Here is an 18,180-nt window from a genome sequence, read left to right on the forward strand (position 1 = left end):
TACGCGCAAGCGCGTCAGAAATCGCAAGGTTTTCGTGGGTATCGACCAGAAACCTTGCGATTCCGGATATTATCAAAACTAGAATAAGAATACATTGTCAGATGCTTACGGGAAAATCACAGGCGACTCGGCTACGATCTTCAGTCTGGAAGAAAGCCTCGACCGACGCGGTGTCGTCAGCACCCCTGCGCCTGCTCGTCGAGATCCGGATGCCCTTTCGGCAGGGCGGGAATGTGACCTCAAGTGACAGGTGTGGGCTGGTCGCAGGTGCGCGGGAGGCCAAAGCAAGATGGGGTGCGACAACTGCGGGACATCGCTTTGGCCGATTGCGCGATGCCCCGGGCACCCGATGCTGGGTCCTGCGGCAGCAGCCTGCACAAGCAGGGCATCCAAGAAGTAGGCAGAGGCGCTCAAATCCTGTGCCGCTGACCGTCGGACCATCGGCGGGGTTGATAGCCCGGGCCGGTCCACCGAGGAGCGTTGACAGCGTGCAAAGGATTGCGCGATGGTTCGGGCATGGCTGAGATTCCTGGCCTTTCGGCCCTGTCGCCCGGAGATGGAGAAGAAGATGAAATATGTTGGAAATGCCACTAAGATTTTGGGTTTGCTTATTTTTCCCGCACTGGCAACCGCGCAGGAGATGGTCCCGATCACCATTTCCGCGAGCCATCCCACGGCCGTGCCATGGGTCGGCGCCCTGCAGACCTTCGTCGTCGAGCCGTCGAACGCCCGGCTCGAGGAGATGGGCTCCGACTACCGTATCGAATGGACCGAGGCCTTCGGCGGCTCGCTTTACGATTTCAACGAGACGCTCGAGGCGGTCGAGACCGGCCTGACCGACATGGGGTGGGTCGGCGCCCTCTGGGAGGGCTCGAAGATGCCGCTGCAGAACGTGATGTTCTCGACGCCCTTCGTGACCAGCGACCCGGTGCTGGCCGTCGAGGTCCTCAACGAGATGAACGCGACCATCCCGGCGAGGAACACGAGGAGTGGACCAGCCACAACCTCGTGTTCCTCGGCGCTTCGGTGAATGACACCTACCACCTGTTGACCACCTTCCCGATCGAGACGCTCGATGATCTCGAAGGCCGGACGATCGTCGGCGCTCCGCCGCTTGCCCCGTGGCTCGGCGGCACCGGCGCGATCGCGGTCGCGGGCGGGCTTCCGTCCATGTACCAGCAGATCCAGACCGGTGTGGCCGAGGGCACGATCATCATTCCGACCGGCGCCTATCCGCTGCGTCTGCACGAGGTCGCGCCCTATGTGACGCTCGTCGACACCGGCGTCACCACGACCGGCGGCCTGGCCGTCAACGCGGACAGCTGGGACCGGTTTCCCGAGGATGTGCAGACCGTCCTAACGGAACTCGGGCTCGAATACAGCCTTGGCCACGCGCAGATCGTCAAGGACATGAGCGACGAGATCGTGCAGCGTATGGGCGACGAAGGGTCCACCATCTACCCGCTGCCCGACAGCGACCGCGCCGCCTGGGTCGCGGGGCTTCCCGACCTTGGCGCCAACTGGATCGAGGCTGTTTCGGACCAGGGCCTGCCGGGCGCCGAGGTCATGAGCGCCTTCATGGAAGGTGCCCGGGCGCGCGGTGCCGAGCCGCTGCGCAACTGGGACGAGTAGCAGGCGGCGCAGCCGACGGACGCGGGGCGGTGCCCGACGCCGCCCCGGAGCCGACGATCGAAAGATGACACAACCCATGGCAGAGCCGGTCAAGACGCGCCGCCCGACCGGCGGCGCAGGGGCGATGATCTCTCGCGGGCTCGACCTGGCCACCAAGACCGCCGCCGGCGTCAGCTCGGTCTGGATCATGCTGGTCATGCTCATGGTCTGCGTCGACGTGATCTCGCGGTCGTTCCTGAACAATCCGCTCGCGGGCGTGGCCGAGATCGTGTCGTTCTCGGTCCCGGCCTGTGTCTTCCTGGCGATCCCCTACACGATCGGAACTGGACGGTTCCTGCGGGCCGATTTCCTGTTCGGGGCCTTCGTCGCAAGATCCTATCGCGGCGGTGCGCTCCTGAGCTTGGCGATCAATGCCGCCGGCGCACTGGTGTTCCTGCGCATCTTCGGGGCTGTCTGGCCGCGCCTCGTGGACGAGATCGTCGAGAGCGAGTTCTTCGGCTCCATCGGCGCCTTCACCGCGCCGACCTATCCCTTCACCGCCGGCATCGTCATCGGCACCGCGCTTGCGATGCTCCAATTCGCGGCCCTTGCCCTGGCCGACGTTCGGCGGGTCGTCGCGGCGGACGCGGCGCATCCGGTGCGGAAAGAAGTGCCCGGCCTGCTGATCGCGGGTGCCCTCCTCCTGCTGGCGGTGTTCGGTGTATCATACCTCTTCATGACGGATCTGACCCGGCAAGGCGTCGGGCTCTTTGGAATCGTGGCGATGGTCGCGCTGGCCTTCGCGGGGATGCACCTGGCGACCGCCCTTCTGATCCTGTCTTTCCTGGGCATCTGGGTGATCCGCAACACCGTGGCGGTCGCTGACGGCTCCCTCGGCATCGCGGTGACGGGCTCGATCAATGCCTATGCCTTCGCCGTCATCCCGCTCTTCGTGCTGATGGGCCTGTTGATCGAGGTCGCCGACGTGGGCCGCGACGCCTTCTCGGTCGCCGCGCGGCTGCTTCGGCGCGTCCGGGGCGGGCTGGGCGTGGCCACCGTCTTTGCAAACGCGGTTTTCGCCGCCATCACCGGCAGTTCGATCGCCTCGGCCACCGTTTTCACCCGCGTGGCCACCCCGGAGATGGAGCGTCACGGCTATACCAGCACTTTCGCCGTGGGCGTTGTCGCGGGCAGTTCTGTCCTCGGCATGTTGATCCCCCCGAGCATCCTGTTGCTGATCTACGGCCTGATCGCCGAGGTCTCGATCGGGGCGCTGTTCACGGCCGCGCTCCTGCCCGGGCTTCTGCTGGCGGCGGCGTTCTCGGCGCTGGTCCTGTTGCTCGCCCGGTTCGCGCCGGGCTTCGTCGGGGATGCCGTGCCCTCCGAAGACCTCGACGACGTGTCCCCGACCGAGATCTCGCGCCGGCTGCTGCCGATCCTCGCCCTGATCGCCCTTGTCCTGGGCGGAATCTACGGTGGCTTCTTTACCCCGACCGAATCCGGCGCGGTCGGCGCCGCAGGGGCCCTGGTCATCGCCTTGGCACGCCGCAGCCTGACCCTGAGCGGGCTGAAGGAGATCCTGCTGAAATCCGCCGAGATCTCCAGCGCGATCCTGTTCCTGGTCGTCGCCGCCAACCTCTACAGCCGGATGCTGACGCTCAGCGCGATCCCGCAGGACATCACCGCCTGGGTCATCGGGGCGGAGCTGGGCCTCTTGAGCTTCCTGTTCCTCTACCTGCTGATCGTGATCGTCATGGGCATGATCCTGGATTCCGTCTCGATCATGCTGCTGCTCTTGCCGCTGATGCTGCCGATCGTCATCTCGCTCGGGGGGGATACGGTCTGGTTCGGGATCGTGACCGTCGTGGCCGTCGAGATCGGACTTCTGACCCCGCCCTTCGGGTTGGCGGTCTATGTGGTCAAGGGCACCCTGCCCGACGGCAAGGTCACGCTTCCGCAGATCTTCCTCGGGACTATGCCGTTCGTGCTGGCGATGGTTGCCGTCGTCGTCCTGCTCATTCTCGTTCCGCAGATCAGCCTGATGTTCCTGTGATCCGGGCGTCATCCTGACCCAAGTCATTCACCCAGCGAAAGGAAAGCGCTCATGCCCCTGACCAAACCATTCAAGACCTCGCCCTCGAACCCCGCCGTCTCCGAGATCCAGACCCGGCCCGAGCGGATCGCCGACATGCCCTATGCGCCCGCGATCCGGGTGATGGCCGGCACCAACATGCTGTGGATCTCGGGCGCCACCGCGTCGGACCTCTATCACAAGCATCCCCACGATTTTTCCGAACATGACCATTCCGCGCGGATCGAGGACCAGGTTCACAACGCAATGGCCAACATCAAGGAGATCCTCGACCAGGAGGGGCTGACCTGGACGGACATCGTGTTCTCGCGCAAGTACATGACCGACATGCGAGATTTCGAGACCATCATGATGACCCTCAAGGAATATTTCGGAGACTGGACCCCGGCGAGCACGGCGATCTGCGTCAACGCCCTGTCGACCCCGGGCGCCAGGATCGAGCTGGAGATGGTCGCCGCCTACCCGGAGTAGGCCGCCGCCCCCGAGGACGCCCATGAAACGGTGCGACCGGCCGTTGTCGCGTGAGCCATGGCCACGCGCCGACGCGGATTTCCGCGGGCCGGGGCTGTGCACGGGCGTCGCTCCGGGTCGGCGGGATGGATTTTCGACCAGGCGGTGTGGATCAGATAGCTGCGCCGGATCGGACCGGGTCCAGCCATGCTTGCCGGCAGATCGTTGTCATCGAGAGCTTCGAAGATCAGCCCGCCGAAGCGATTGGGTGTAGAGGGTCGACTGGTCCCGGCTCCAGATCGAGCCGCGGATGCGGCATGATCTGGACGGTCCGGAAATTGTCGAGAGTGGCTCCTTCGATACGCGTCGAGCTTGCGAACCCCGGGGCGGGCGCAGTGCCGTGCAATGAACCGTGGGACCGGGCGCCCCTGCAGGTGTCACGGATTTGCCTGCAGCTCCGCGACATTGGCCAGGATTCGGCGCATCACGGTGAGGAAGACCTCGACATCCGCCTCGGGCACACCCTCCAGCAGCCGGGATTCCCGCTCCAGTGCGATGGTCAGGATCCGGTCGTGGATGTCCCGGCCCGCGGCCGTCAGGGTCCAGGACTTCCGGCGGGGGTCGGAGCGTTCCGCCTGGGGACGCGCGAGGCCCCGGGCCTCCAACGAGGCGAGCGAGCGGCTGACCGCGCTCTTGTCCAGATGGATCACGCGGCAGATCCGGCGCGCGGCACATCCCGGCTCTATCGCGAGCGTCGTCATGACCCGCCACTCCATGATCCCGACGCCGAACCGGTCGAGGTAGACACGGCTCGCCCCGCGCGAAATTGCGTTGGTCACGGCGACGAGGAAATAGGGAACATAGCGATCCAGATCCAGCAGCCGCTGGCCGTCGCGCATCTGGATCGGCGGGGGGCGGTGTTCCACGGCAGCTCCGGGACAATGGCGTGTTGCCAAGTCAACCCACCATCCACATGCGACCGCATCGGGTCAACCGTTTTGCTTTTGCCCGGCGGTCAACGACGGAAAAGCTGAACGCGGTGGAAGAGCCTAGTGGCGGCCGCGGATGTCGCCGATCTCGAGAACCGGCGAGGCGTCGATCTCGTCCGCGTCAAGCAGGGCCGCGACCCGTTCCAGCGACGCCACGATCTGCGCCTGCTCCCAGTCCTTGAGCGCCTCGAACTTGCGGACATAGCGCTGTTGCAGGGCGTCCGGCGCCTCGGCGATCGTCTCGGCGCCGCGTTCGGTGATCAAGATGTTGATCTGCCGTCGGTCGGTCACGGATTTCTCGCGATGAACCATGTCCTGCGCGACCAGCTTGTCCACCAGAGAGGTCACCGTGGCCTGGGAAATGCCCATCTTGACCGATATTTCCTTCGCGGTCCGGCTACCCGTTTCGGCGACAAGCTGAAGGACGCGAAACTGCGCCGCCGACAACCCCGAGGCCTGTGCAAGCTGACGCCCGAACTGCTCGGTCACGCGAAGAATGCGCCGCAGCGCAATCAGGCTTTCATCGGTTCTGTCCATCCGCGTCCCTTCGGCCACCAGCGAAGTCACATTTACAGAGGATATCGAAGCGTGGTGCGCTCAGAGGTGTTTGACTTTATCGCCAATAGTCAAGGCATACGGGCTGATGCAACACTTTTGGAGAAGTCGAAAGCGCAGCCGCATATACGATCGAGCACTGCAGCATTTTACAAGTATGCTTGGTTTTATCATTTCAAACACATCGGCCCCAAAATTCTCAGAAGCCGAACAGAGGCGATGATTACAGCCGCAGCACTTGGTACGAAAAAAGGGCAGGCGGTATACACGTCTGCTGTCAATGACGTGATGCAGCAAACCGTTCAACGACAACAGTGGAAAACGTTCTTTCCTAGAGCAGTCGCTGACCCGTGCCTGCAAATTGCCGATTATTTCGCCTGGTCAATCCAGCGGAAGTGGGAGCGTGGCGACACAGCCTAGTATGACCAAATCGGCGATAAGATCGCAACGGAGTACGATCTTTGGCGCACGGGGACGACGCATTATTATTAGGGAAAAAGCGCGGCCCGCTATCTCAGCTATCCTGTGACGGAAGCGCCCGAGGGGGCTTATCACTGAGCAAGGGCCGCTCTTCATATATGGCGCACCGAATGGATTCTGTCAATAGAATCAGGTGCTTTTGTCGATTTTATTAGTTAGGTCCTTGATATGTAAGGCGCTTGCCGACCACGGCCCGCAGCGCAATCTCACCGCGCTCAACATCCTCAACACCATTGGCAGAGCGATTGTTATAGCGGAAATCGAACTCCGCTGCGTAACGGTGCAGGTGCTTCTTGGCGCAGTGCTGATACACGCCCTTCATGCCGCGCTTGAAGATGCTGTAGAAGCCCTCGACGGTGTTCGTGTGAACCTCGCGATCCTCGCGACGCACATACTCACCGGCACTGTGGTTTACCCAATCGTGACCGGAAAAATCCGGGCTGGCAACGAGGCCTTGATACTGGCGCGCTTCGTCGGTCAGAACAAACGCCTCTTTGGCGATGTTCTCGCGCAGGATCGGAACGAGGGTGGATTTCTTAAGGTCGTCCACGACAACGCTCTTGGCGCGCTTGGTGTCGCGGTCAACGAGGGTAAGCACCTTCATCTTGTGAGCGCCGCCACGGGCGTTCTTTGCCTTGGTGACGCCCGGCTCCTTGCCGATGAACGTCTCGTCAACCTCAACCGCGCCGCCATTGCCGCCAAACGGGGACAGCGCGCCATCGCGCATACACTCGCGGATGCGATGCGCCATGAACCACGCGCTCTTGTGCGTGATTTCCAGAACGCGGTGGAGTTGGTGCGCGCTGATGCCCTTCTTGCTGGACACCATAAGGTGAATGGCTTGCAGCCACTTGTGCATGGGGATGTGGCTTTCCTCGAAGATGGTGCCCTTGCGCACGGTGAACTGCTTGCGGCACTCGCGGCACTTCCACAGGCCGTGACGCTCGACGCCCTCGGGGTTCTTCTTGCTCGGCTTGGAACGAACGCCGGTCAGGCGATACGCACGGTCCACCACGCCGCAATGCGGGCAAACCGGACCTTCGGGCCAGATGATGCTCTCGACGTGCGCAAAGGCTGCGGCTTCGTCGTGCATATACGGTTTGCTCAGAACGGACATGGCGGTTTTCCCTAACTGCTTAACCCCAATATAGGAATCTCAGTTGGGTTTGTCAAATATACAATCGCCTATCGAAGCGTTCAATGAATGTCTTTGGCTCATACTTCATAGGATAAAGCAAAATTTGGCAGAATATCTAGGTCTTTTTGGACCTCGATCACTTGACTTAAGGAAATCTGAGTATATTTACTTCGCCATGCTAAGCAAAATCAAAACCAACGCTTAGAGAACCGAAGTAAACGAGGGAGGCCCCGCAATGGCCCCGACAGTTGAAAACATCCGCGCCCCGCGCACCACGTTCCGAAAACCGTCCGCCGAGGACGGTGCACAGGTCTGGGACCTCATCCGCGCCTGCAAGCCGCTCGATGAAAACTCGATGTATTGCAACCTTCTGCAATGCGACCACTTTCGCGACACCTGCATTCTGGTCGAGCTCGAGGGTGAAATCGCCGGCTGGGTTTCGGCCTACGTGCCGCCGACCGACCCGGACACGGTGTTCGTATGGCAGGTCGCCGTGCACGAGCGCGCCCGCGGGATCGGACTTGGCCGCAGGATGCTGGACGCCCTGCTTGCCCGCCCCGAAACGCGCGGCACCCGGCGCCTTCAGACCACCATCACGAGCGACAACGAGGCCTCCTGGGCTCTCTTCCGGAGCTTCGCCGACAAGCGTGGCGGCACCTTGACCGCCGAGCCACATTTTGAAGAAGAAGACCATTTCGATGGTCATCACGCGACCGAGAACATGGTCACGATCGAGTTCGCAGCCGAGGCCCGCAAGGCCGCCTGATCGGACCTGTCCGATCCGCGCGAACCCGACACCACACTCCCTGAAAGGAAATCCCATGCCGAAGGACAACTCTGTCCCGACATCCATCTTTGTGCGCCGCGAATCCGAGGCGCGCAGCTATTGCCGCAGCTTCGACACGGTCTTCAGCTCCGCCTCCGGGTCGGAGATGACCGATGAAGACGGCCGCACCTATATCGACTTCCTCGCCGGATGCTCGTCGCTGAACTACGGACACAACGACCCGGACATGAAGCAGGCGCTGGTCGACCACGTCATGGCCGATGGCATCGCCCACGGCCTCGACATGTACACGACGCAGAAGCAGGCGTTCCTCGAAGCCTTCGAGGAGAAGATCCTCAAGCCGCGCGGCATGGACCACAAGGTCATGATGACCGGCCCGACCGGCACCAACGCCGTCGAAGCCGCGATGAAGCTGGCCCGCAAGGTCACTGGCCGCACCAACATCATCGCCTTCACCAACGGCTTTCACGGCATGACCATGGGCGCCCTGGCGGCGACCGGCAACGCCGGCAAGCGCGCCGGCGGCGGCATGGCGCTGCACGGGATCACCCGGATGCCCTACGAGGGCTCGCTGGGCGACGTCGACACGCTCGCCTTCATCGAGGCGATGCTCGACAATTCCTCGTCCGGCATCGACGCCCCGGCCGCCTTCCTGGTGGAGCCGGTCCAGGGCGAAGGCGGGCTGAACGCGGCCTCGGCCGAATGGCTGCAAGGCATTGCCCGCCTTGCGAAAAAGCATGGCGCCCTGCTGATCGCCGACGACATCCAGGCCGGCATCGGCCGCACCGGCACGTTCTTCTCCTTCGAGGAGATGGACATCGAGCCGGACCTGATCCCGCTGGCCAAGTCGCTGTCCGGCATGGGTCTGCCCTTTGCCGCGCTGCTGCTGAAGCCCGAGTTGGACATCTGGAAGCCGGCCGAGCACAACGGCACCTTCCGCGGCAACACCCATGCCTTCGTGACCGCCCGCGTCGCGCTCGAGAAATTCTGGAGCGACGACAGCTTCCAGCGGAAGATCGCGGCGAAATCGGTCGCGCTGACCACCGCGCTCGGCCAGGTGGCCGACATGGTCGACGGTGCGCAGCTCAAGGGACGGGGTATGATGCAGGGGGTCGACGTCGGCTCTGGCGAGCTTGCCTCCGACATCTGTGCGCGAGCCTTCGACAAAGGCCTGATCATTGAGACGTCGGGTGCAGAGGACGAGGTCGTCAAGGTCCTCGCCCCGCTCACCACGCCCGACGCAGTCTTTGCCAAGGGCCTCAACATCCTCATCGACGCGGCACGCGACGCGCTTGCCGCCCACACATCCATAGCAGCGGAGTAACAGACATGATCGTCAGAGACTTCCACAAGATCGTCGAAAATGACCGGGACCGCGTGGTCTCGGCGGAGCAATGGTCCTCGGTCCGCATGTTGCTGGCCAATGACAAGATGGGCTTCTCGTTCCATATCACCTTCCTCGAGGCCGGGTCGGAACACACGTTCCACTACAAGAACCACTTCGAGAGCGTCTATTGCATGGAGGGGTCGGGCTCGATCACGGACCTTGCCACCGGCGAGACGCACGAGATCCGGCCGGGTGTGATGTATGCGCTCGACCAGCACGACAAGCATATCCTGCGGGCCAAAGAGCAACTGGTCATGGCCTGTTGCTTCAACCCGCCGGTCACCGGCAATGAAGTCCACCAAGCGGATGGATCCTATGCTCTTGAAGACAGTTAACGACGCAGACCGTGCTGACCCGTCCTGGGCGGGCCAGCACACGGTTGAAAAGATCGGCGGCACCTCGATGAGCCGCGTGCGCGACCTGCTCGACACGCTCTTCATCGGGGACCGCGAGGATCCCTACAACCGCATCTTCGTGGTGTCCGCCTTCGGCGGCATCACGAATCTCCTGCTCGAACACAAGAAATCGGGCGGCGCCGGGGTCTATGCCGCGTTTGCCAACGACGAGGAAGACAGCGGCTGGCTGACCGCGCTCAAGACCGTGGCCGAGGCCATGGCGAAGGCGCATCGCGAGGTGCTCGACCATCCCGGCGACCTGGCCCAGGCCGACGAGTTCGTCCGCGAGCGCGTCGAGGGCGCCCGGTCCTGCCTCTTCGATCTGCAGCGTCTGTGCTCCTACGGGCACTTCCAGCTGTCGTCGCACATGATGTCGATCCGAGAGCTTCTGTCCGGCATAGGCGAGGCGCATTCGGCTTTCGTCACCACGCTGCTGTTGCAGCGCCACGGTGTGAACGCCCGGCTGGTGGACCTCTCCGGCTGGCGTGACGAGGGCAATCTGAGCCTCGACGAACGGATCCGCGCGGGGCTGTCCTCGGTGGAGCTGACCGAAGAGCTGGCGATCGTGACCGGCTACGCCCAGTGCGGCGAAGGCCTGATGCGCGAATTCGACCGCGGCTATTCCGAGGTGACCTTTGCCACGATCGCCGCGCTGACCAAGGCGCGCGAGGCGATCATCCACAAGGAGTTCCACCTCTCCTCGGCCGATCCGAAACTGGTCGGTCAGGACCGCGTCCGCAAGCTGGGCCACACGAACTACGACGTGGCCGATCAGCTGTCCAACATGGGCATGGAGGCGATCCATCCGAAGGCCGCCAAGACCCTGCGCCAGGCGGATGTGCCGCTGCGCGTGACCAACGCGTTCGAGCCCCATGATCCGGGCACGCTGATCGACGACAAGCCGGCCGAGACGCCGGGTGTCGAGATCGTCTGCGGCCTCAACGTCGTGGCGCTGGAGCTGTTCGAGCAGGACATGGTCGGGGTCAAAGGCTACGACTCGACCATTCTCGAGGCGCTCAAGCGGCACAACGTCTGGATCGTGTCGAAGACGACCAATGCGAACACGATCACGCACTACGTGCAGGCCTCGCTCAAGACCGCGCGGCGCGTGATTGCCGATCTGGTGGAGATCTACCCCTCGGCCGAAATCAGCGCCCGGTCGATTGCGATCGTCTCGGCGATCGGTCGCGACCTGAGCGGTCTCAAGGGCGTCACGCGAGGGCTCGCCGCGCTGGAAAAAGCCGGCGTCAATGTCATCGCCGTGCACCAGACGCCGCGCAATGTGAATCTCGACTTCGTGTTGGCAGCCGAGGACCGCGATGCGGGAATCACCGCGCTGCACAATGCGCTGATCTCTCCGGATCAGTCGGATACGGCGCAGGACCGCGCCGCCGCCTGATCCTTCAGGGAGGGGCGGGACATTGCGGGTCCCGTCCGAAGGACGCCTCGCAGCCTTTTCCAGGGCTGCGGGGCAGTTTTGTGTCCGGACACTGCGAAGTGAAAGCTGCGCCGAAACATACCGTTGCCGCCCGGCAGCGGCCCGAATAGGGTCCGCGTCATGCGCGGTCATATATCAAGACGAACAGTTCTCGGCGCACTGGCGTCTGCCCTCGGAACGGCGGCCCTTGCCGACGCGCCCCTGACATCCCTGCGCCCGCGGGCCCGGCCATCGGGTGCCGCCGCGGCCGCCACCGACATCGCCCCGATCCCCCCCGAGGCCCGCGCCACGCTCGAACAGATCGTCGCGGACGCCCGGCTCGAAGGCACGGTCAGCATCGCCGTCGCCGACACCTCGGGGCGGATCATCGAGGGCCAGGCGCAGGACACCGCCCTGCCCCCGGCCTCCGTCACCAAGTCGCTGACCGCGCTCTACGCGCTGGAAACTGTGGGGCCGGAGCACCGCTTCGTCACCAGGCTGATCGCGACCGGACCGGTCACCGATGGCCGGCTCGACGGCGACATCGCCCTTGTCGGTGGCGGCGATCCGACGCTCGAGACCGACCACCTATTTTCGCTCGCAGCAGAGCTCAAGGCCGCCGGCATCCGCGAGGTGACGGGCCGTTTCCTCGTCTACGGCGGGGCGCTGCCCTACGAGGACGAGATCGACGAAGGCCAGCTCGACCATCTGGGCTACAACCCGGCGGTTTCGGGGCTCAACCTCAACTACAACCGGGTGCATTTCGAATGGGCGCGGACCGGGTCCAGTTACCGGGTGACGCTGGATGCGCGCAGCGCGACCTATCGGCCCGAGGTGACGATCGCCGAGATGCGCGTCGCCGACCGGTCGCTGCCGGTCTACACCTATGCCGCCGCCGGGGATCTCGACCAGTGGACGGTCGCCCGCGGGGCGCTTGGCGACGGGGGCTCGCGCTGGCTACCGGTGCGGCGTCCGGCGCTCTATTGCGGCGACGTCTTCCGGACCTTCGCCCGGTCGCACGGCATCGTCCTGCCCGCCGCCGAGCAAGTGGCGACAGAGCCCACGGGCAGCGAGGTCGCCCGCCACAGCTCCGGCCGGCTCCAGGACGTGATCCGCGACATGCTGCGCTATTCGACCAACCTGACCGCCGAGGTCGTGGGCCTCACCGCCACCGCGTCCACCGGCAACACGCCCCCCGACATCCCGACCTCGGCCGCCGCGATGAACCTCTGGCTCGAGGACCGCTTCGGGGTGGAGGCCGGTTTCGTCGATCATTCCGGTCTTGGCGACGCCTCGCGTATCTCGGCCGCGCAGATGGTCGGGATCCTGACGTCCCCGGGCGTGATGGAGCGGCTGATGCCGGTCCTCAAGGAGCATGACCTGAAGGATGCCGAGGGCGCCCCGATCGCGAATTACCCCGCGACGGTGCATGCCAAGACCGGCACGCTGAACTTCGTCAGCGCCCTTGCCGGGTTCATCCGCACGGCCGAAGGAGCCGACGTCGCCTTCGCGATCTTCTGCGGTGATCTGGACGCGCGCGAGGCCGCGAAGGCCTCGGGCGATGAGATTCCGGCCGGATCACGTTATTACAATGGCCGCGCCCGCAACATGCAGCAGCGGCTTTTGCAACGCTGGGGGCTGATCTACACCGGCTAGGCGGCGCCGGCCGGGTCACAACCGGATGTGCCTGGCCCGTGCGCCCCTTTCAATTGCTGCGGCGTGCAGGCGGTCGATATCGAATTCGTAGCGGATTTCCTCGAGGATCCGGACCTCGGTCTGCGCGACGATTCCATCGGCGGCCGCGACATCGCAGGCCAGCGCATAGGCAGTCTCGTTCAGGCGGTCCGGCAGCGCACCCTTCACCAGGCCAAAGATCGCATCCAGCCCGTCTTCCTGCTCCAGCAGGTCGAAAACGGTCTGGGACACCCGCTTGAGATTGTCCGAATCGTATTCCGCGAAGATCGGCAGATTATTGATAAGGTTCGATATTTCCATCAACTCGGCGGTGCGGATCGTTTCATCCGATGCCGAGACCGTAACCATCAAAGCCACAAGCGCATCCTGTGGCGAAAGTGAAAGGCTGTCTGTCATTGTCCTGCTCGTTGGCTCCCTCTGGTCGTCAACTTATTGACGCAGCACTCCCCCCGCAATAGGACGACCCGCGCCCGTCGGTTGCCGGCCGCACTTTCCGCGCCCGTCCCGGGGCCGACCCAAATCCACGAGGAAGAGATGTCCGATCTGCGTGACGCTGCCATGAACTCCAAGGCCTGGCCCTTCGAGGAAGCGCACCGCCTTCTCAAACGCTATGAAAGCGACAAGGATCCAAAGGGTTACGTCCTGTTCGAGACCGGTTACGGCCCATCCGGCCTGCCCCATATCGGAACGTTCGGCGAGGTGCTGCGCACCACGATGATCCGGCGCGCCTTCGAGGTTCTGTCGGACGTCCCGACCCGGCTGATCTGCTTTTCCGACGACGTGGACGGCATGCGCAAGGTGCCCGAGAACGTGCCCGACCGCGCGGCTCTGGCAGAGCATCTGCAAAAGCCCCTGACCTCGGTCCCCGACCCCTTCGGCACCCACGACAGCTTCGGCGACCACAACAACGCGATGCTGCGCCGCTTCCTGGACACGTTCGGCTTCGAGTACGAGTTCTACTCGGCAACAGAATTCTACAAATCGGGCCAGTTCGACGCGGTGCTGCGCCGCGCGGTGGAACGCTACGACGACCTGATGGCGGTGATGCTGAAATCCCTGCGCGAAGAGCGCAAGCAGACCTATTCCATCTTCCTGCCGATCCATCCCGAAACCGGCCGCGTGCTCTATGTGCCGATGAAGGCGGTGAACCCGGCCGACCACACGATCACCTTCGACGACGAGGACGGCCGCGAATGGACGCTCCCCGTGACGGGCGGCAACGTCAAGCTGCAGTGGAAGCCGGACTTCGGCGCCCGCTGGGCCGCCCTTGGTGTGGATTTTGAAATGTATGGCAAGGATCACAGCACTAATACCCCGATCTATGATCGCATTTGTGAAATTCTCGGCGGCCGCAAACCCGAGCATTTCACCTACGAGCTGTTCCTCGACGAGGCCGGACAGAAGATCTCCAAGTCGAAGGGCAATGGCCTGTCGATCGACGAATGGCTGACCTATGCGTCCACCGAAAGCCTCAGCTATTACATGTTCCTCAAGCCCAAGACCGCCAAGCGGCTGCATTTCGACATCATTCCCAAGGCTGTGGACGAATATCACCAGCAGCTGCGCGCCTATGCCGATCAGGACGCGGCCCAGCGGCTGGCCAATCCGGTGTTCCACATCCACGGCCACAACGTGCCGGCCTCGACCATGGTCGTGCCGTTCTCGATGCTGCTCAACCTTGCGTCGGTGGCAGGCGCCGAGGACAAGGAGACGCTCTGGGGCTTCATACGCCGCTACGCACCCGAGGCCACGCCCGAGGGCAATCCCGACCTCGACGCCGCGGCGGGCTTCGCGGTGCGCTATTACAACGACTTCGTCAAACCGTCGAAGACCTTCCGCGCCCCGACCGACACCGAACGCGCCGCCCTCGCGGACCTGCGGGACCGGCTCGCGGCCTGGGACGGGCCGACCGACCCCGAAGAGCTGCAATCCATGGTCTTCGCCGTCGGCAAGGCCCACGGGTTCGAGCCGCTGCGCAGCTGGTTCTCGGCCCTCTACGAGGTCCTGCTCGGTGCCAGCCAAGGCCCGCGTTTCGGCGGCTTCATTGCGCTCTACGGCGTTGAAAACACGCGTGATCTGATCGACGCGGGCCTCTCGGGCGATCTTGCCGGCTGAGGCGAGCGTCGGATCATTTGAAACTGATCGGCCCCGGCGGCCGTATCTTCGGGCAGGATCCACGAAACCTGCCCGGAGGCCCGCCATGCTGCGCCAGATCGCCCTGTCCCTGACCCTCGCCCTCTTCGCCCTCACCGCCCAGGCCCAGGAGCCGCCTGCCCCCGCCATCGAAGAGGTCATCAGCAGCCAGCTCCAGGCCTTCAACGACCGGGACCTGGCAGAGGCTTTCCAGTTCGCCTCGCCGATGATCAAGGGGATGTTCGGCAACCCGGCCACCTTCGGCATGATGGTCCAGCGCGGCTACCCGATGGTCTGGACCAATTCCGAGGCCCGTTTCCTCGAGCTGCGCGAGATCGGCGGCGCCCTCTACCAGAAGGTCATGATCCGCGACGCGGCCGGTTCCCTGCACGTTCTCGACTACAAGTTGATCGAAACCGCCGACGGCTGGCAGATCGACGGCGTCGGCCTGCTGCCCGCGCCCGACCTCGGCGTCTGACGGCGCCCCGGGCGCGGCCGGGCGGGCGGGTGTCATTGCCCTGGGCAATGCAGGCGCCCGCAGGGCCGCGCAACACCCACCGTGACGGTGGCCAAGGCCACGCTTAACGCCGAGCGGATACCCCTTTCGTCGACGCCGAAGGTCCCTGACCCCGGCGGCCGGTCATATCTGCGCCCTCAGGGCGGCAGGAAAGGGGATAGAATGAACAAGGCGATTACCGACGGTGTGGTGTTCATGCCACCGCCCTTTGCCAACGGGCTCGATGTCTGGTCCAGCGGAGACGGCACCCCCGGCTCCCCGACTTACCAGGGCGCAGGGCCCGGTATCTTCGTCGTGGCAGACCAGAATTTCGACGGCTGCCTCGAAGTCATCAAGATCGACAACATCCAGAAGGTCCGCCACATGGGCGAGACCCCGATCTTTCCCGGCTGCTACCTGCGGGTAACCGCCCGGGTCAAGGTCGTGGGCGGCCCGCTGCCCTCCGTCAGGATCGCCGGCTGGGCCGGCAGATCGGGCGGAAACCATGTCACCGGCGTCACCGAAACCGGTCCCGCCACGCAGCTGACGGCCTTCGGCGAGGTGGTCGAGATCTCGGCCATCGTCGGCACCGGCGCCCGGCAAGGGGTCGACATGGTCTGGCCCAGCGCCCTCTACGGCCATTTCGGCATCGACATCATCGGCCCCAATTCCTCGATCGTCCGGGTCGACGACATCGTGATCGAGGACGTGACCTCGGTCTTCCTGCGCGACATCATGGCATTCGTCGACGTCCGGGACTACGGGGCGCTCGGCGATGGCAGCACCGATGACAGCGCCGCCTTCGAGGCCGCCGACGCCGCCGCCAACGGCCGCACCGTCAACGTGCCCGCCGGCACCTATTACCTCGGCAGCAACGTGACGCTCGAGAACCGCGTGTCCTTCGAGGGCACGGTCGTCATGCCCGACGACAAGGTCTTCGTGATGCAGAGGAACTACGATTACAATTCCTACCTGCTGGCCTTCGGCGACGAGGAGCTGGCCTTCCGCAAGGCCTTCCAGGCGCTCTTCGCCCCGTCCGATCACGAAAGCCTCGACCTCTGTGGCCGGCGGATCGCGATCTTCGGCCAGATCGACATGCAGGCCGCCGTCGGGACCACCGCCACGTTCGCCCAGCGCCGGGTGATCCGCAACGGCCAGATCCTCGCGGCCTCCACCGGGGATTGGGATGACACGGTGGTGACCTCCCAGGCGACCTATTCGACCTTCAGCTCCCGGACCCTGAGCAATGTCGCCAACATCGCCGCCATAGAGCGCGGCATGCTGGTCACCGGCAGCGGTGTGGGCCGCGAGGTCTATGTCGTCTCGCGCAATCTCGCGCAGAACAGCGTCACCCTCAGCCAGCCGCTCTACGATGCGGCCGGCACGCAGAATTTCACCTTCCGCCGGTTCAAGTATCTGCTCGATTTCTCCGGCTTCGACGCGCTGTCGCTGTTCCACTTCGAAGACATCGAATTCCAGTGCCAGGGCTATGCCTCGGCGATCATGCTGCCGCGTGACGGCGTCGCGAACCAGGTCCGGGATTGCTTCTTCACGCGGCCGAAGGACCGCGCGATCACCTCGATCGGCTCGGCCTGCCAGGGCCTGCAGATCGACGACTGCCAGTTCCTGTCGGACGAAAGCAACAAGACCGCCCAGCAGCGCAAATCGATCGTCCTGAACGCCAACAACAACGACCTCAAGATCCGCGGCAACCGCGTGGTGCACTTCAAGCATTTTGCCGTTCTGGCCGGGTCGGGCAACCTGATCGTGGGCAATCACTATTTCCACGGCGACGGGGTGATCCAGGGCGTCCGCAACGGCGGCGTGGTCCTGACCCTGCCCAACTGCCAGACCGTCTTCACAGGCAATTACATCGACAACAACTTCATTGAGTGGACCAACGAGCATGACCCCACACCGGCGCTCGGCGCCCAGTTCTCGTTCGGCGGACTGACGGTGACGGGCAACACCTTCATCGTGTCGAACCCGGCCTCGAACTTCTCGTGGATCGTGATCAAGCCCTACGGGCCGGGCCATTTCGTGCATGGCTTCGCGGTGACCGGCAATGTCTTCCGCACGCTGAACGGCAATATCGACAAGGTCGAGAAGATCGACACCACCTTCGCGGATCTCAACTATGCCCGGATGCGCAACATCGAATTCCGTGGCAACGCCTATACCGGGATCAACCGCGAGACGTTCAACCCCGCCTCTGTTGTCCACAGCCAGAACACCCTCGCCAAGAACTGGATCATCGGCACCAACGATGTGCTGCCGTTCCGCGGCCGGCCGCGCTTCATCGAAAGCGTCGTCCCCGAGGGGCGGCTGCTCAACGGGGCGAACAACACGAACTTCGACTACTTCTATACCAACGGGGATTACGACCCCTCCAACAAGACCTTCAGGGTGGTCTTCAGCGAGCAGGTAACCGGCACGATCCGCTGCATGGTGCGGACCGACAATCCGACCTGACAATCCGATCTGAGACACCGCGCGACCGGGCTGCCCAAATCTTGGGCAGCCCGCCACCGGGCCCGGGTCGCCTTGCCCTTGCG

At 64.0% G+C, this 18,180-nt stretch carries 17 protein-coding genes; 13 read left to right on the forward strand and 4 right to left on the reverse strand.

Going from position 1 to position 18,180, the window contains the following annotated elements; translation table 11 throughout:
* Nucleotides 1–640 precede the first annotated feature (640 nt).
* From ROA7023_RS24425 to ROA7023_RS11155, 4 genes are all read left to right on the forward strand, one after another.
* Nucleotides 641–1,030: a type 2 periplasmic-binding domain-containing protein gene (locus ROA7023_RS24425; RefSeq protein WP_159458484.1), complete on the forward strand. Its 390-nt coding sequence runs from the start codon at nt 641–643 to the stop codon at nt 1,028–1,030.
* Complete coding sequence (dctP, locus tag ROA7023_RS24430) at nt 1,027–1,632, forward strand: TRAP transporter substrate-binding protein DctP (RefSeq protein WP_159458485.1); 606 nt, start codon at nt 1,027–1,029, stop codon at nt 1,630–1,632. Before ROA7023_RS24425 ends, dctP begins: the two co-directional genes overlap by 4 nt.
* Nucleotides 1,633–1,696: 64 nt before the next feature.
* Complete coding sequence (locus tag ROA7023_RS11150) at nt 1,697–3,664, forward strand: TRAP transporter large permease subunit (RefSeq protein WP_306372486.1); 1,968 nt, start codon at nt 1,697–1,699, stop codon at nt 3,662–3,664.
* Between the two features lie 51 nt (nt 3,665–3,715).
* Nucleotides 3,716–4,174, forward strand: coding sequence for a RidA family protein (locus ROA7023_RS11155; protein WP_085879126.1), 459 nt, complete (start codon nt 3,716–3,718; stop codon nt 4,172–4,174).
* Nucleotides 4,175–4,590: 416 nt separating this feature from the next.
* Here the strand turns inward: ROA7023_RS11155 and ROA7023_RS11160 are convergent, their stop codons facing one another.
* Nucleotides 4,591–5,079: a MarR family winged helix-turn-helix transcriptional regulator gene (locus tag ROA7023_RS11160; protein ID WP_200812490.1), complete on the reverse strand. Its 489-nt coding sequence runs from the start codon at nt 5,077–5,079 to the stop codon at nt 4,591–4,593.
* 123 nt (nt 5,080–5,202) lie between these two features.
* Nucleotides 5,203–5,679, reverse strand: coding sequence for a MarR family winged helix-turn-helix transcriptional regulator (locus tag ROA7023_RS11165; protein ID WP_085879127.1), 477 nt, complete (start codon nt 5,677–5,679; stop codon nt 5,203–5,205).
* A gap of 51 nt (nt 5,680–5,730) precedes the next feature.
* Between ROA7023_RS11165 and ROA7023_RS23795 the strand changes: the two genes are divergently transcribed.
* Nucleotides 5,731–6,117 carry a hypothetical protein gene (locus ROA7023_RS23795; protein ID WP_159458486.1) on the forward strand — a complete coding sequence of 129 codons (387 nt, stop codon included), beginning with the start codon at nt 5,731–5,733 and terminating at the stop codon, nt 6,115–6,117.
* A 211-nt stretch (nt 6,118–6,328) separates the two neighbouring features.
* Here ROA7023_RS23795 and ROA7023_RS11170 read toward each other — a convergent pair whose 3' ends face one another.
* Nucleotides 6,329–7,294, reverse strand: coding sequence for an IS1595 family transposase (locus tag ROA7023_RS11170; RefSeq protein WP_085879128.1), 966 nt, complete (start codon nt 7,292–7,294; stop codon nt 6,329–6,331).
* Nucleotides 7,295–7,550: 256 nt separating this feature from the next.
* Between ROA7023_RS11170 and ectA the strand changes: the two genes are divergently transcribed.
* The 5 genes from ectA to dacB all read left to right on the forward strand — a co-directional run bounded on the left by ectA (nt 7,551) and on the right by dacB (nt 12,957).
* Nucleotides 7,551–8,081 (forward strand): diaminobutyrate acetyltransferase, encoded by a 531-nt coding sequence (gene ectA, locus ROA7023_RS11175; protein ID WP_085879129.1) that lies wholly within the window; start codon nt 7,551–7,553, stop codon nt 8,079–8,081.
* A 55-nt stretch (nt 8,082–8,136) separates the two neighbouring features.
* A complete protein-coding gene (gene ectB, locus ROA7023_RS11180; RefSeq protein WP_085879130.1) occupies nt 8,137–9,426 on the forward strand; it encodes a diaminobutyrate--2-oxoglutarate transaminase in 1,290 nt (429 codons plus the stop codon).
* A gap of 5 nt (nt 9,427–9,431) precedes the next feature.
* Nucleotides 9,432–9,824 (forward strand): ectoine synthase, encoded by a 393-nt coding sequence (locus ROA7023_RS11185; protein ID WP_085879131.1) that lies wholly within the window; start codon nt 9,432–9,434, stop codon nt 9,822–9,824.
* The gene (locus ROA7023_RS11190; RefSeq protein ID WP_268807991.1) at nt 9,811–11,283 is read left to right on the forward strand and encodes an aspartate kinase; all 1,473 of its coding nucleotides are present in this window, start codon (nt 9,811–9,813) and stop codon (nt 11,281–11,283) included. The genes ROA7023_RS11185 and ROA7023_RS11190 overlap by 14 nt, the downstream gene beginning before the upstream one ends.
* Nucleotides 11,284–11,442: 159 nt before the next feature.
* The gene (gene dacB / locus ROA7023_RS11195; protein ID WP_085879133.1) at nt 11,443–12,957 is read left to right on the forward strand and encodes a D-alanyl-D-alanine carboxypeptidase/D-alanyl-D-alanine endopeptidase; all 1,515 of its coding nucleotides are present in this window, start codon (nt 11,443–11,445) and stop codon (nt 12,955–12,957) included.
* 15 nt (nt 12,958–12,972) lie between these two features.
* Here dacB and ROA7023_RS11200 read toward each other — a convergent pair whose 3' ends face one another.
* On the reverse strand, nt 12,973–13,392 hold the full coding sequence (locus ROA7023_RS11200; protein WP_085879134.1) for a tellurite resistance TerB family protein: 420 nt from the start codon (nt 13,390–13,392) through the stop codon (nt 12,973–12,975).
* 138 nt (nt 13,393–13,530) lie between these two features.
* Between ROA7023_RS11200 and ROA7023_RS11205 the strand changes: the two genes are divergently transcribed.
* The 3 genes from ROA7023_RS11205 (at nt 13,531) to ROA7023_RS11215 (ending at nt 18,097) form a co-directional block, all read left to right on the forward strand.
* A complete protein-coding gene (locus ROA7023_RS11205) occupies nt 13,531–15,111 on the forward strand; it encodes a lysine--tRNA ligase (protein ID WP_085879135.1) in 1,581 nt (526 codons plus the stop codon).
* 85 nt (nt 15,112–15,196) lie between these two features.
* Entirely contained in the window at nt 15,197–15,607 is a 411-nt protein-coding gene (locus tag ROA7023_RS11210; protein WP_085879136.1) for a DUF4864 domain-containing protein, read from the forward strand.
* Nucleotides 15,608–15,808: 201 nt separating this feature from the next.
* The gene (locus ROA7023_RS11215; RefSeq protein WP_085879137.1) at nt 15,809–18,097 is read left to right on the forward strand and encodes a glycosyl hydrolase family 28-related protein; all 2,289 of its coding nucleotides are present in this window, start codon (nt 15,809–15,811) and stop codon (nt 18,095–18,097) included.
* Nucleotides 18,098–18,180: the final 83 nt, after the last annotated feature.

Source organism: Roseisalinus antarcticus, from assembly GCF_900172355.1.
GTDB classification, from domain to species: domain Bacteria; phylum Pseudomonadota; class Alphaproteobacteria; order Rhodobacterales; family Rhodobacteraceae; genus Oceanicola; species Oceanicola antarcticus_A.

What these genes read in the sequence shown, in the direction of transcription:
- ROA7023_RS11210 (WP_085879136.1), top strand. Translation starts at nt 15,197, where the DNA reads ATGCTGCGCCAGATCGCCCTGTCCCTGACCCTCGCCCTCTTCGCCCTC.
- ROA7023_RS24425 (WP_159458484.1), top strand. Translation starts at nt 641, where the DNA reads ATGGTCCCGATCACCATTTCCGCGAGCCATCCCACGGCCGTGCCATGG.
- ROA7023_RS11200 (WP_085879134.1), bottom strand. Translation starts at nt 13,392, where the DNA reads ATGACAGACAGCCTTTCACTTTCGCCACAGGATGCGCTTGTGGCTTTG.
- ROA7023_RS11215 (WP_085879137.1), top strand. Translation starts at nt 15,809, where the DNA reads ATGAACAAGGCGATTACCGACGGTGTGGTGTTCATGCCACCGCCCTTT.
- ROA7023_RS11150 (WP_306372486.1), top strand. Translation starts at nt 1,697, where the DNA reads ATGACACAACCCATGGCAGAGCCGGTCAAGACGCGCCGCCCGACCGGC.
- ROA7023_RS11155 (WP_085879126.1), top strand. Translation starts at nt 3,716, where the DNA reads ATGCCCCTGACCAAACCATTCAAGACCTCGCCCTCGAACCCCGCCGTC.
- ROA7023_RS11185 (WP_085879131.1), top strand. Translation starts at nt 9,432, where the DNA reads ATGATCGTCAGAGACTTCCACAAGATCGTCGAAAATGACCGGGACCGC.
- ectB (WP_085879130.1), top strand. Translation starts at nt 8,137, where the DNA reads ATGCCGAAGGACAACTCTGTCCCGACATCCATCTTTGTGCGCCGCGAA.
- dacB (WP_085879133.1), top strand. Translation starts at nt 11,443, where the DNA reads ATGCGCGGTCATATATCAAGACGAACAGTTCTCGGCGCACTGGCGTCT.
- ROA7023_RS11205 (WP_085879135.1), top strand. Translation starts at nt 13,531, where the DNA reads ATGTCCGATCTGCGTGACGCTGCCATGAACTCCAAGGCCTGGCCCTTC.
- ROA7023_RS11165 (WP_085879127.1), bottom strand. Translation starts at nt 5,679, where the DNA reads ATGGACAGAACCGATGAAAGCCTGATTGCGCTGCGGCGCATTCTTCGC.
- ectA (WP_085879129.1), top strand. Translation starts at nt 7,551, where the DNA reads ATGGCCCCGACAGTTGAAAACATCCGCGCCCCGCGCACCACGTTCCGA.
- ROA7023_RS11170 (WP_085879128.1), bottom strand. Translation starts at nt 7,294, where the DNA reads ATGTCCGTTCTGAGCAAACCGTATATGCACGACGAAGCCGCAGCCTTT.